At 37.9% G+C, this 14,186-nt stretch carries 13 protein-coding genes; 12 read left to right on the top strand and 1 reads right to left on the bottom strand.

The genetic code is table 11. The features are described 5' to 3' along the window. Positions 1-164: 164 nt before the first annotated feature. The 8 genes from CEY16_RS15220 to CEY16_RS08490 all read left to right on the top strand — a co-directional run bounded on the left by CEY16_RS15220 (position 165) and on the right by CEY16_RS08490 (position 8,359). Positions 165-302 (top strand): hypothetical protein, encoded by a 138-nt coding sequence (locus tag CEY16_RS15220; protein WP_162297903.1) that lies wholly within the window; start codon positions 165-167, stop codon positions 300-302. A gap of 310 nt (positions 303-612) precedes the next feature. Then, a complete protein-coding gene (locus CEY16_RS08460; protein WP_101331555.1) occupies positions 613-2,400 on the top strand; it encodes an SLC13 family permease in 1,788 nt (595 codons plus the stop codon). Positions 2,401-2,416: 16 nt separating this feature from the next. Continuing rightward, on the top strand, positions 2,417-2,914 hold the full coding sequence (locus CEY16_RS08465; RefSeq protein WP_101331556.1) for a VanZ family protein: 498 nt from the start codon (positions 2,417-2,419) through the stop codon (positions 2,912-2,914). A gap of 112 nt (positions 2,915-3,026) precedes the next feature. Further along, entirely contained in the window at positions 3,027-3,989 is a 963-nt protein-coding gene (locus tag CEY16_RS08470; RefSeq protein ID WP_162297904.1) for an N-acetylglucosamine kinase, read from the top strand. Positions 3,990-4,161: 172 nt separating this feature from the next. Continuing rightward, positions 4,162-5,067: an N-acetylmuramic acid 6-phosphate etherase gene (gene murQ / locus CEY16_RS08475; RefSeq protein ID WP_101331558.1), complete on the top strand. Its 906-nt coding sequence runs from the start codon at positions 4,162-4,164 to the stop codon at positions 5,065-5,067. A 79-nt stretch (positions 5,068-5,146) separates the two neighbouring features. Then, the gene (locus tag CEY16_RS08480) at positions 5,147-6,514 is read left to right on the top strand and encodes an ABC transporter substrate-binding protein (protein WP_101331559.1); all 1,368 of its coding nucleotides are present in this window, start codon (positions 5,147-5,149) and stop codon (positions 6,512-6,514) included. Positions 6,515-6,607: 93 nt separating this feature from the next. Next, complete coding sequence (locus CEY16_RS08485) at positions 6,608-7,501, top strand: carbohydrate ABC transporter permease (protein ID WP_101331560.1); 894 nt, start codon at positions 6,608-6,610, stop codon at positions 7,499-7,501. Positions 7,502-7,516: 15 nt separating this feature from the next. Continuing rightward, positions 7,517-8,359: a carbohydrate ABC transporter permease gene (locus CEY16_RS08490; protein WP_101331561.1), complete on the top strand. Its 843-nt coding sequence runs from the start codon at positions 7,517-7,519 to the stop codon at positions 8,357-8,359. Positions 8,360-8,414: 55 nt separating this feature from the next. Here the strand turns inward: CEY16_RS08490 and CEY16_RS08495 are convergent, their stop codons facing one another. Next, positions 8,415-9,071 carry a class I SAM-dependent methyltransferase gene (locus CEY16_RS08495; RefSeq protein WP_101331562.1) on the bottom strand — a complete coding sequence of 219 codons (657 nt, stop codon included), beginning with the start codon at positions 9,069-9,071 and terminating at the stop codon, positions 8,415-8,417. Positions 9,072-9,240: 169 nt separating this feature from the next. On the opposite strand from CEY16_RS08495, the gene CEY16_RS08500 reads away from it, so the two are divergent. From CEY16_RS08500 to CEY16_RS08515, 4 genes are all read left to right on the top strand, one after another. Further along, positions 9,241-10,410, top strand: a complete 1,170-nt coding sequence (locus CEY16_RS08500) for an anhydro-N-acetylmuramic acid kinase (protein ID WP_238378805.1) — start codon at positions 9,241-9,243, stop codon at positions 10,408-10,410. Between the two features lie 33 nt (positions 10,411-10,443). Next, positions 10,444-11,361, top strand: coding sequence for an N-acetylmuramic acid 6-phosphate etherase (gene murQ / locus CEY16_RS08505; RefSeq protein WP_101331563.1), 918 nt, complete (start codon positions 10,444-10,446; stop codon positions 11,359-11,361). Between the two features lie 122 nt (positions 11,362-11,483). Next, positions 11,484-12,551 (top strand): serine hydrolase domain-containing protein, encoded by a 1,068-nt coding sequence (locus tag CEY16_RS08510; protein ID WP_101331564.1) that lies wholly within the window; start codon positions 11,484-11,486, stop codon positions 12,549-12,551. Positions 12,552-12,569: 18 nt separating this feature from the next. Next, on the top strand, positions 12,570-14,150 hold the full coding sequence (locus CEY16_RS08515; RefSeq protein WP_101331565.1) for an ABC transporter substrate-binding protein: 1,581 nt from the start codon (positions 12,570-12,572) through the stop codon (positions 14,148-14,150). Positions 14,151-14,186 lie beyond the last annotated feature (36 nt).

The following is a 14,186-nucleotide window of genomic DNA, read 5'->3' on the forward strand; positions in this document are numbered from 1 at the left end:
TTGCTTTTTGGATTGTCTTACTGTTAATTAGTATAATGATCCTTTTACCACACTTATATCACGAGCACATCTTTAAAGTTGTTCATAAGCCCTATAAATACAAGCTTGGAAAGGCTTTTACAATTGGTTTGTTTCTCATCTTTACTTTTGGTGGGGGTGTTTATATGGCGATTTTGACGTCGGAAAGTGTAAGTGGATTGATTGCGAGCATCGCGACTTTTTTAATATCAACCCTTTTATTATTTCTAGCACCTATTTTGTTGGTGAAGCCTGATAAAGTTGAAGAGCTTAAAGCTCGATAGAATAAGATTGTAAGGTAGGAGAGTTAGACAGGAGAATTAACAGACCAAAGCTGTTCCAAAGTATTTGTTTGGAACAGCTTACTTATATTTGATACATTTTATATAAAAATATTGATATCTGTATTAATATTAAATATAAGATTATGTGTTACCATAATTAAAATGGTAGTTTCTTTTTTTAGCTTAGGGTTTAGAGTAATAGTATGGAATTTGGAAATCTTTAATAAGATTATTGTATCAGTTGAAAAAGTATATATTTAAGTAAAAGATTATAGTTTTATTATACTCCCAAGGGTCAGGAGGGGACGATATGACGTTTGAAATGGTGTTTGTAGGCTTCGTCATTTTTGTGATGTTATTGGCATTGCTTGCTGAAGCAGCACGCCCGGACGTCATTGTTCTTCTGGCTCTTGGGATTTTTATTGTGACCGGAATTTTATCTCCCCAGCAAGCCTTAAGCGGATTTGCTAATGAAGGGATGCTCACGATCGCCCTGTTATTTATCGTGGCTGGAGGGATTCAAAAGAGTGGCATCATTAACCGGTTCATGATCCAGTGGCTCTCTTCTTCACAAACAAAAAGTGGGCTGGTGACCCGTTTCTTTGCACCAGTTTCATTGGCTTCTGGTTTCTTGAACAATACACCAATCGTTGTGACATTTGCACCAATCATCCGTGAGTGGTGTGAAGAAAATGATATCTCTCCTTCTAAGTTTTTGATTCCTTTATCGTACGTGACGATCTTAGGTGGAACTATTACATTGATCGGGACTTCTACTAACTTGGTCGTACATGGTTTGTTACGTAGAGAAGGGTTAGAGGGGTTCTCTTTTTTCGAGTTAGCGATCATAGGTGTGCCCATTACAATAGTAGGATTCATCTATCTTTTTACAATCGGGTTGAAAATTTTGCCTGCTCATCGTGATTTTGCTCAAAAAGTTCGTGAACAAACGAAAGAATATTTAGCTGAAATGGTGGTCGATGAAGGGTTCCCTTATATAGATCAACCTGTCCGAGATGGGTTGTTTCAACATCTGGAAGGGATTTATCTAATTGAAATCATGCGAGGGAATGAGAGAATTTATCCGATTTTACCCTCTACGAAAATAAGAAAAGATGACCGCTTGATTTTCTCAGGACAAATCTCTACTATTGCAGACTTGGAAAAAATAAAAGGTTTATATGTAGAGACGGGTTCAGACCTGAAACTGGATGACTTGAAAAAGAGTAACGGTGATACGCAGTTGATAGAAGCCGTCATTTCACATGAATCATCCCTGAGCAATCGCACGATTAATCAGTTGAATTTCTTGTCGAGGTTCAACGCAGGTGTCATCGCGGTACACCGGAAAAATAAGCGGATTAAAGGGAAGATAGCAGATATTATCCTGCGCCCAGGTGATACATTGCTGCTACTCACCAATAAAGACTTCGTTCGCCGCTATCAACATTCAAATAATTTTTATGTATTATCTTCTTTGGAACCTCCAAAAGAATTACGCGAGGATAAGCGGAAAGGTATGTTTTCTATCTTTCTATTAGTCTCAATGATTATTCTAGTATCTTTAGGGTTCCTGACAATGTTTACTGCAATGACTTTTGCTGCAGTAGTCTTGTTTTTGACGAGAATAGTTACCCCGGAAGATGCAAGGGAATACATTCATTTCCCGATTCTTCTTTTGATAGCGGGAGCGATTGGCGTAGGTGCTGCTATGACTGAGACCGGGCTGGCTGAATTGGTCGCTGAAAGACTCTTATTATTTGCTGAGCCGTTAGGGTTGTTCGTAGTCATTCTATTAATATATTTTCTAACGAATGTATTTACCGAGTTGATCACCAATACGGCAGCAGCAGTATTGATGATTCCAATCGGTCTGGACATTGCTAGTATGCTGGATATTGATCCAGTGGGCGTGGCCGTAACGATTGCAATAGCTGCATCAGCTAGCTTCGTGACACCAATCGGTTACCAAACCAACCTGATTGTTTACGGGCCAGGGGGCTACTCTTTTTTGGACTATGTTAAAGTTGGTTTACCATTAAGTTTAATCGTAATGTCTGTTACGACAACCATCGTATATATTGGTTGGTACATGTGAGAATAGGTGTGATTTTTTGAAGAGAAATGTTTTATATTGGTTGCCGCCCATGGTATGGATGGCGATTATTTACTATACATCTTCACAGTCTTCTAGTGAACAAGACGTGAAACCATTCATCTCGGAAAACTTTGATTTAACAGTAATAGAGCCCTTGGTTAACTGGATGTCGTTCAGTTACTATGGAAGTGAACGCAGTGTCGAAGCGATGGGATTAGAGCCTTTTTTAGAATTCCTTATACGTAAAGGCGCGCACTTAGGCGTATATTTGGTGGCGGCTTTTCTTATTTATTTTGCGATTGCTAAAACGACTAGACTAAGAGGAAACTACAGGGTGGTAATAACTTTCTTTCTAGTTATTCATTTCGCGCTGGTCGATGAACTGAACCAAAGTTTTACAGCTGAACGCACACCTTATATTTATGATGTGATGCTCGACGGTTTCGGTGCGTTGGTCGGACTAGGGATGATTTTATTGTTCAGAAGAGTGAAAGTGAAGAAGGTTAGTAGGTAATTCATTTTGGTGTTCATCAATAGGATTGATAACTTATAAAAAAAGCGATTCATATAATTAAAAATCATAGATCAAAGATTGCCTGTAACTTATAGTGAAAGGAGTTCAAAATGTGACGTATTTGATAGGCATTGATGGTGGAGGAACTAAAACAACTGCTATTTTAGCAACAAAGCAAGGTGAAGTGTTAGCTGAAAGCAAGACTTCATCTACCAACCCGAATTTAATTGACAACGAAGAACTGGAGAAAAGAATCACACATTTATTAAATGAATTCAGAAATCACGACAGAAAAGTATTCAGTAAGGTTTCTAGTGTGTTCGCTGGTGTATCAGGCGCAGGTAATAGCGATGCTAAAAATAATTTCGCTACTATTCTAAGGAAAAAATTACCTCGCACTAAAAATATTTCTGTAGAAGCAGATACAATTAATGCTTTGTATTCTGGCACATATGGGAAGCCAGGAATCATTCAAATTGCAGGCACTGGGGCCACCACTTATGGAATTAATGATGAAGGTGACAGTTGGAGAGTCGATGGGTGGGGTTACTTATTGGGCGATGAAGGTAGTGGATATTACATAGGTGCGGAAGGCGTCAAATCAGTATTAAAATCTGCTGATGGAAGAGGTCCAGCAACGAATCTGAGTGAAAAAATAAAGCATTACTTCAACTGTAAGAACGAATTTGATCTTGTTAGAAAAATATACAGAGCTGAATATCCAAAAAACCAAATTTCCTCTATTGCAGTATTGGTTTTTGACTCTTATAGAGAAAATGATGAGGTTGCAATCAATATTATGGAGGGTGCTGCGCAGAAGTTGTGTAAAAGTATTCAAACAGTAAATGCAAAAGTATTTCAAGGATATGAAGATGTCCCAGTAATTTTATGCGGTGGTTTATTCGAGAAATCCAATAGTCTTTCTGATTTGTTGAAGAAACATTTAGCAAAGAATAATATCTTGAAACCATCAATCCCCACTTTTTCCCCTGTAAAAGGCTCCATTATAGGTGCAAAATTAAATATTAGTCGGAATATTGATGATGAATTTATTGAGGCATTAAGAGCGAAATAAGGTTAATGCCTTTTTTTTATGTTCATTGAAATATTATTACGAGAATTTTCAAAATAATTTGACACATTATAACGATGACATTATAATAAAGAAAATTACTAATCGTTCAACCTAATATTTTTTATGAAAAAATGTAAGCGCTTTAATTTGTGAGCAAGGAGAATTTAATTTGATGGAACTTTCAAACTTGGTTACGGAACAAAGAAACGAAAATAGTAAAAAAATTGATCAGATGTCCACGACTGAAATGTTGCGAACGATTAACCAAGAAGATCAAAAAGTGGCTTTGGCAGTAAACGAAGTGTTATCAGAGATTGAAGAAGCGGTAGATGTAATTACAGCACGCCTTAAGACTGGAGGAAGGTTATTCTATGTGGGGGCTGGTACAAGTGGAAGATTAGGGATATTGGATGAGGCAGAGTGCCCTCCTACTTTCATGACCTGCCCAGATATGGTTCAAACTTTGATGGCTGGCGGTAAACAAGCTTTCTTTGAAGCCATTGAAGGCTCTGAGGATAATGAGACACAGGGTAGACTGGATTTAAGAAGTAAAAACATCTCAAATAAAGATGTGGTGGTTGGTATTACTGCTAGCGGAAGAACCCCTTACCCAATTGGGGCCTTAAAGGAGGCGGGGGAAACTGGTGCATATACAGTATCACTATCTTGTAATCCCAATTCTTTTATTAGCCGATATGCTAGAACTCCAATTGAGGTAATTGTGGGCCCAGAAGTTCTTACAGGTTCTACCCGTATGAAGGCCGCTACCTCTCATAAAATGATTCTTAATATGATAAGTACTTCAACGATGATAAGGCTTGGTAAAGTTTTTGAGAATTTAATGGTTGATGTCCAAGCGAGCAACTATAAGCTAAAAGAACGAGCAAAAAGTATAATTATGGAAATTACTGGAGTAAATGAGAGTGAAGCGCTGAAAACTCTATCAAAAACAAACAATCGTGTGAAGCCTGCAATAGTCATGTTGAAAGGGGGAGTAGATTTAGGGGAAGCTCAAAAAGCACTTGATAAAAATGAAGGTTACGTGAGAGAGGCAATAGAATACACTTTTCAAGGATAATATTGAAACCATATTAATTAGGGTTATCTAATTAATATGTTTCATATAATTATTAATATTATTAAGGGGGATTAATTTGATGAAAAAAGTGAGTTGGAAATGGCTCATAACGTTTTCAGTTTTACTCCTTCTAGTCTTCTCGGTCGCATGTGCGCCGGATGAAGCACCAGTTGGTGAGGACGATGATGAAAGTGAGGAAAGTTCTGGTGAGTCTGAGGATAACACTTCAAGCGATGGAGAAATTAGTGGCGAATTGGAAATTCAATATTTCGTAGGGGGATACGGTGATTCCTGGTGGAAGGAAGTTATTGGTGACTTTAAAGATGAATACCCAGATGTTGAAATAGTCGAACACGCCGGTCCTAATATCAACGATGAAATGAGATCTCGTTGGGTATCGGGCGATCCGCCTGATGTAGTGTACATTGACGGAGCTGGATCAAGTGAAACTCAAATGGTTGAAGATGGTCAGCTTATGAACTTGACTGATTGGGCTGGAGAAATTGAACTTGAAGATGGTAGTTCATTGGTGGATAGTTTTATTGCTGAGCCTGCAACATATGATGGAGAATTATATAGTCTGCCTCTAGTTTTTGATACATGGGGTACATGGTACGATATGGCATGGTTTGATGAGGGAGGATATGAAGTACCTTCTGATTTTGAGAGTTTCATGAGTACGATGGGTGATATCCAAGATTCAGAAGATATTGCGCCTTTCGTAACTACTGGTCAACACCCTTATTACTTCTTAAGAGGAATGCTTTACCCAGCGTTTGGAGCCCAAGGCGGCAATGAATTACTTGAAGATGTAATCACTGGAGCGGAAGGTGCTTGGTCAAGTGACGAGGTTGCAGAAGTGATGAATAAGGTCGCAGATATGCAAGAAGCAGGTTATATCGATTCAGATTTTGGAGCATATAACCATACTCAATCTCAAATGAACTTCTTATTGCATGATAATGCGTTCATACCTGTTGGTTTCTGGTTACCAAATGAAATGTCAGGGGATACTCCAGAAGATTTCCAATATGGTTTCATTCCATCACCAATGAACGATGCGGGTGAACCAATGGCGATTGTTCCTGACTTAAGACCTTTAGCCATTGCTGAAGAAGCAGAGAACCCTGAAGCTGCTAAAGCATTTGTGGACTTTGTTTTTACTAGAGAATACGCACAGTTATTCTCTGAGCATACTGGGGCAATTATGAATGTGGAAGGTGTAGATTTATCCGCCTCAGATGAAGTACCTGAATATCTAATTGAAGCGAATGAAATGATTAATGACCCAGAACAAGTTCAGATCTATCACAAGCCGCATCCGATGAGTTCTGACCTAGAAACACCAATAAGTAATGCACTTGTTTCTCTTATGTTAGGTAATATTACGGTTGAAGAATTTGCTGAAGAAGCAGAGGCTGCCGCAGAAGAATATCGTGGTGAATAAATTCTGACATTGGTAAAAAAAGTATGGAATGCAGGGTAGATAATCTACTCAGCGTTCCATACATTTATTTACACTTAAAGAAAGAGTGATCATATGGTACAAACAAAAAAACAAAGATATTTATTTTTAGCCTTTTGCTTAGTCCCTACTTTCATTATGTTTAGTATCTTTACACTCTATCCTTTATTCAGTGGTTTGTATTATTCCTTTTTTGAATGGTCTGGTGCCTCGCAAACAAGGGAATTTGTGGGTTTCGATAATTACATAAAATTGTTTAATGACGATATAATTCCGGCTACGATTTGGCATGATTATTTCTTAGTGATTACTAAGGTGATCGGGATTATGGCCATGGCCATGTTCATAGCTGTTGCCTTAACACAGTTGAAAATTAAAGAAGCACCTTTCTACCGGATTGTATTTTTCTTCCCTAACATCATGTCTGTGGTAGTAATAGGTATTCTTTGGATGTTCATTTACAACCCTAGTCTAGGTTTAGTGAACTCAGGTCTAGAATTTATAGGATTGGAGTCATGGACCAGACCATGGCTAGGTGATGAGGATTGGGCTCTTACTAGTTTAGTGCTACCGTCTATTTGGGCTGGAATCGGCTTATTTATGCTTTTATTGATGGGTGGTATTGCTAACATTTCTAAAAGTTATTACGAGGCTGCTAGAATTGATGGCGCGAACGAATGGGAGCAATTTAAAAAAATTACTCTTCCATTAGTTTGGCCCCAGATCAAAATATCAATTTTATATATCGTTATAACAACTTTGAACGGTTCATTCATTATAGTGCAAGTAATGACAGGTGGTGGACCAAATAATTCTACCCACGTTATGGGTTCCTATTTATATCAGCAAGCATTCAACCAATATAATTTTGGTTATGGAGCTACGATAGGTGTCATGATATTGGTCATTTCACTAATAACGGTTTTCATTCTTCAATTTTTCCTACGCCGAGATCGGGTTGAGTACTAGAAGGGAGTGTAAAAAATGAAACGGACTGTCGGTCAATTAATGGCCAGAACTGGAATCAGAATCCCTTTAATTTTATGGTCTTTAGCAGTATTGTACCCTATTTTCTGGATGTTTCTCGGGTCTTTTAAAACGAATGCTGAAATCTATGCGAATCCCTGGGGCTTCCCAGAAACGTTCAATTATCAAAACTTCATCATAGCTTGGACTGAATACAATATTGACACAAGTGTTTTCAATAGTTTGATTGTGACCTTCTTAGGTGCTCTTCTGTGTCTGGTCTTAGCGGTTCCGACTGCGTATGCATTGGAAAGAATAAGGTTCAAGGGCAGTTATATGTTATTTACTTTATATATTTCTGCGATGATGATTCCGATGGTGCTAGGTTGGATTCCTTTATTTTTCTTATTAGCTCAGTTTAATATGCTTGATAACATATTTGGTTTAGCAGTAGTTTATGCCATTTCCCAACTACCGTTTTCTATATTTGTGCTTACCAGTTTTATGGGGACCATACCCAAGTCCTTAGAAGAATCGGCGGCAATCGATGGGATGTCACCTTATGGAATCTTGTGGAAAGTGATTACCCCTTTGTCTATGTCGGGAATAATTACAGTGACTATTATGAATTCCATCCAGTTTTGGAACGAGTATTTCATGGCATTGATCTTTTTGCAGTCAAGCGAAAATTATACATTGGCTTTAGCAATTGATTTCATCAGTAGTGAAGCACAGTACACAAATGCTTGGGGTACGTTGTTTGCAAGTCTGGTAATAGCTATAGTACCAGTAATCATACTCTATGCAATTTTCCAAAGAAGAATTTCCCAGGGAATGACGGAAGGCGCAATAAAAGGTTAAAACGCAGAAAAGGTGTTTCGATTATTATTCGAAACACCTTTCTTAGTATGATTCATCATTTCAGTACAAAAATGAAAGACATTGGTTGCTTTTTTTCTGGATGGACAGGTTCGAAAATATCTACTAAATCTAAATCAGATTCTTTGAAAGTTCTGTACCATGAACTGACTGTTCTGAAATACCATGGCATTGACATTTCATAATCGTCTCCCATTTGATCGAATGTTTCTACTCTCCAACCGTCTTCATATGTTTCTGAGGAGAAGGGATGCAGAGTTTGAATAACGATGGTGCCATTTTCTTTTAAGACTTTTTTTGAAGCGTTCAGGATTGGTAGAAGGTCTTCGGAAAGTAGTGAAAAATTATAAGCAATAACATCATAGTTTTTACCGACTAATTCAGGGTTAGCTGAAAATTCCTCGAAACTTAATTGATGAAAGGTTTCACCAGACTTTTTCGCTTCAGATATTAAGGATGCGCTGTAATCCACCCCTGTAACTTCTATCCCAAGAGGCGAAAGCTGACGGGTCATCCATCCCTCACCGCAGCCTAAATCTAATACTTTATTAGGGTTCAACTCCACAATAGAATCGAGAATCGCTTTATTCGTTACCAAATTTCTGCTTTCAATTTTTTCTTCTCTTACAGATCGAGTCCACGCTGGTGCGTTTTTCTCCCAACTTTCTCGTAACTGGTGATTATATTTTTCCATACTTAAACCCCTTCCATTTCAAGATTACTTTCTATCTATCCTATAGAGAATACAAACACTTGTCTATTATTTTAAAAAAATATTTCAAAAAAATTATATAATTATTGATATATTATTTTAATTCACTTAAAATATGAATAAGCGCTTACATAACGAAGGGATTGTGGTTATGGGAAACAACAATCGAATGTTAGTTTGTGGGGTGATGTCAGGTACTTCACTTGATGGAGTTGATGTAGCGATCGTTGAATTTGAAATGAAAAACGAAGATATACTTTTCAATCTGAAATTTTTCACAACAGTTCCTTATAGTGATGAACTGACTGAACGCCTACAAGCAATTGTGCAACCAACAAGTGAATCTCCAGAAATTTCATCCATGAATATGTTACTGGGCGAAACATTTGCTGAGGCTGTTAACCAAGCGATTGAAGAATCGGAACTGTCTAAAGAGGAAATCGATTTAATAAGTTCACACGGACAAACGATTTTTCATGACCCTGTACAAAGTGAAAAGGATCCTCTACATCGACCGAATACACTTCAAATTGGTGATATTAGTGTAATTGCTGAACTGACAGGAATTACGACGATGGGAGATTTCAGAACAAGGGATATAGCAGTTGGCGGACAAGGAGCTCCTTTAGTCCCTTTTGCTGATTTCAAGCTATTTCGTTCAGACGACGTAGGTAGGATATTAGTGAATATCGGCGGAATTTCGAATCTGACACGTTTGATGAAATCTTGTTCTTTAGAGGAAGTCATTGCGTATGACACAGGCCCTGGAAACATGTTGATTGATGCTTTTGTCAATTGGCATACAAGAGGGGAACAAACTTTTGACGAGGATGGCAAACTAGCCGAAAAAGGTCAGGTTCATGAAGAATGGTTAAACCAATTATTGAATCATCCATACTATTCAAAAGTCCCTCCTAAAAGTACAGGTAGAGAGCAGTTCGGAATGGATTATGCTAAGTCCATGTGGTATGAGGCTGAGAAGTTAGGGATTTCTGAGGTAGATAGAATATCAACGGCCACGGCCCTTACAGCATACACTCTCGGTTCGTCTTTGAGGAATCATGTTGAAAAAGACGGTGTTTCAGAGATTTATATCAGTGGTGGTGGTTGGAGAAATCAGTATCTTATGAAGATATTAAAAGAACAATTACCTGAACATATCACTATGGAATCCACTGAAAGCCTTGGTATCGATAGCGATGCAAAAGAAGGTATTGTGTTCGCATTACTTGGTTACTTAGGAATCAATAAAATCACAAATAATTTACCAGCAGCCACTGGGGCTAACAAAAATGTTGTGATGGGGAAAATAGCTTGGTAACTAAAAATTTTAATTTACTAGGAAGGTTTTATGATGGATCGACTTACAAAATTAACTACAGAATCGCAGAACTCCAAATCATTGAACTTGGATATGATGACAACAGAGGAAATGTTGCAGCTTATGAATGAGGAAGACCAATCGGTACCTTTTGCTATCAATGAGAGCCTGCCTGAAATCGTAAAAACGGTGGATTTCGTTTATGAGTCCTTTATGAATGAAGGTAGATTATTTTATGTAGGCGCGGGCACTAGTGGAAGAATTGGATTATTAGATGCCGTGGAATGTCCACCTACGTTCAGCACTTCTTCAGAGAAAGTTCAGGCATTATTAGCTGGTGGACCTGGTGCGATGATGGTAGCGGTAGAAGGTGCTGAGGATGATGAAGATCTTGGGGCACAAGATTTGAAAGATAAAAATCTGACTTCAGACGATGTCGTCATCGGGATTGCAGCTAGTGGAAGAACACCTTATGTAAAAGGTGCTTTGAAATATGCTCGATCGATTGGTGCTAAAGCGGTCAGTCTTTCAAGTAACAAGGACTCTGAGATCAGTGAATCAGCAGACGTTGCTATAGAAATAGTGACGGGACCTGAAGTGCTGACAGGATCTACTAGACTTAAAGCTGCTACAGCTCATAAGATGGTTCTTAATATGATTTCAACTGCATCAATGGTCAAATATGGAAAGGTTTATCAGAATTTAATGGTAGATGTAAGTGCAAGCAATTTTAAGCTTAGAGAAAGAGCAAAAAAAATTGTCTGTGAAGCGACCGGTACAACCTATGAGGAAGCTGAGCAAGTCTTGGAACAAACTGATTGCGAAGTAAAACCGGCTATTGTAATGATTTTAGCAGAAGTAGATTTCCAGACTGCGAGAGAATTATTAGAGAAAGCAGATGGATTTGTAAGAGAAGCAATCAAAAATAAAACAAACATAGCGGACAAATAATCTAAAATATAATTTCACAATAAACCATTGTTATTTGTAATAAAATTTTATATAATGTAATTGTAATTGTCAGAAAAATAAAACTGTTATTCGTAAACGCTTTCACTATTTGAGGTGAGTCAATGAACAACCTGAAACAAGAACTGAACGAATTATTGGAAGAACACTTGAATGAAGAATTCTATACTGGTGCCGTTTGTTATGTGAAAGTCGGGGACGAGGAAATATACCTTCAACCCTTTGGTTATACTGATCGCTCAATGAAGCAAGAAGTTACAAATGAAACGGTATTTGACTTAGCAAGTCTGACGAAGATTTCCTCTTCCACACTAATTTTAAAATTAATTACAAGTGGCAAAATCAAGTTGGATTCCACTCTAGGTAATTGTTTGCCTCAAGTGAAAAATCACCCTGCATTGTCAGGAATAACGATTTTTCAGCTTTTGACACATTCATCTGGTTTGAAAGCTTGGCATCCATTTTATTCACACTTACCAAATGAAGATTTGTTTGAAATTCTGGAAGGGATAGAATTGTTACACGAAGAATCTACTGAAGTCCTATACAGTGATTTGAATTATATCTTACTAGGTAAGGTTATTGACTCCCAGTATTCAAAAACGATTGACCAAGTTGTCAAAGAAGAGTTGGCAGAGCCTCTTGAAACTGAAACTCTATCGTACGGGCCTGTTTTTTTAGACAATATTGCTGCTACGGAATTTGGGAATCGCACAGAGATGAAAATGTGCCAAAAAAGAGGAATTGAATTTAATGGCTGGCGTTCAATCTCTGAAGAAATCATCGGAGAAGTGAATGACGGCAATACTTATTATTTCCTGAATGGTCGATCAGGCCATGCAGGGTTATTTGGAACAGTCTTCGATGTGAGTAAGTTAGGTGAGTTGTATCTGAAGGATGGTACTTTTAATGATAAACAGCTTATAAGCTCAACGCTCACTCACGAATCAATGGTTCAACAAATTGGAGACCGGGGATACGGTTGGCATATGGGCCGCCCTTTTCCTTCAGGGGCAGGACATACTGGATTTACCGGAACTTCATTGTGGGTCGATCCAGATCTACAGCTCAACGTTGTTCTCCTTACAAATAGGTTGAACGTCGAGGAGCCGAAGAATATCCAAGAATTTCGTTTAAAAGTGTTTAACACTATTAAAAATAATTTAAATTAATTTTTAGGGGGATAAGACATGTTGAAACGTAAATGGTTTTTGGTTACATTAATTTTGTCGCTTGTAGCTTTGCTATTAGTAGCATGTTCAAGTGATGATGGAGAAGAAGCAGATGGAAATGAGGGCTCTGATAACCAAAGTGAAGAAACTGAAGGCGAATCAGATGCAGAGCAAGTATTGAAAATAGCGAATGACCAGGAACCAGCTGGTTTGGACCCGCATAAAACTCCTGCTCATTCATCCGTTCGTATTTATTCTCAAGTATATAGCGGACTAGTTGCTTTTGATGAAAACATGGAAGTAGTCGGTGACTTGGCATCTGAATGGGATCAGCCAGATGACACTACTTATGTATTCACTCTTCGTGAAGGAGTTAAATTCCATAATGGGAATGAAGCTACTGCTGAAGATGTGAAATATAGCTTTGAAAGAATCCTAGATGAAGAAACGGCCTCTCACATTGCTTCATATTTTTCAAATGTTGAAAGTATCGAAGTAAATGGTGATTATGAAGTACAATTCAACCTTAGCAGTCCAGATGCAACATTCTTATCGAATCTGACAAATGCTAGTGCAGCGATCGTAGATCAAGAAGTTGTTGAAGAAAACGAAGATTTACAGCAAGTTGCTATTGGAACAGGACCATTCAAGTTTGATGAATGGGTAGCAGACAATAGAGTAAACCTTTCTAAAAACGAAGATTACTTCATGGAAGATTTACCAAAGCTAGATGAAGTTATTTATTATACAATGACAGAAGAATCTGCAAGACTATCAGCTATCCGTACTGGCGAAGTTGATTTGACTACTTTGACAGCTCAATCATCTGAATTATTAGAAGGTGAAGAAAAACTCGAAGTAATGGATTATCAATCTCTTGAGTATAGCTATGTGGGCTTCAATAATGAATCTGAACCATTGAATGATGTGAAAGTTAGACAGGCTTTAAGTTTAGCTACTGACCGTCAAAGCATTGCTGACATCGTTTGGAATGGAGATGCGGTAGTATCAGGTCCAATCGCTCCTTCAATGGGTGAATGGGCAATTGATGTTAAAGAACATGAATTATACCAAAATGACCTAGATAAAGCTAAATCACTATTAGAAGAAGCTGGTTATCCAGATGGTTTCGAAATTACAATCACTACAGCTTCTACTTATTCTGACATGGTAGATACTGCACAAGTTTTACAGCAACAGTGGAAAGAAATCGGTGTAGACGCTGAGATTAATCAAATTGAATGGGGCGAGTATATCGACACTTGGGTTAATAAGTCAGCCGATGTATTGGTAGGACGTAATGGTTCAGGTACCGATCCTGATCGTGCAATGAACTACTTCTTTAACACCGAAGGTTCTGCAAACGTTTGGAACTTCTCTAATTCAGAATATGACGAGTTAGTAGAAGAAGCTAAAGTAACTACTGATCCTGAGAAGCGTAAAGAAATCTATAATGAAGCTCAAAACAAACTATTAGATTTATCACCAAACTTATTCTTGGTGTCACCAATGAAATACGTAGCAGTAAGAGACTCAGTTGAAGGATTTACTCCTTATCCACATGATGGGGAATATATTCTAGAAGTATCAAAACAATAAAACAATATGAGGCTGCTTAAGCTTAAGCAGCCTCTC

Origin of the sequence: Halalkalibacillus sediminis, assembly GCF_002844535.1 — a bacterium.
GTDB classification, from domain to species: Bacteria; Bacillota; Bacilli; order Bacillales; family Alkalibacillaceae; genus Halalkalibacillus_A; species Halalkalibacillus_A sediminis.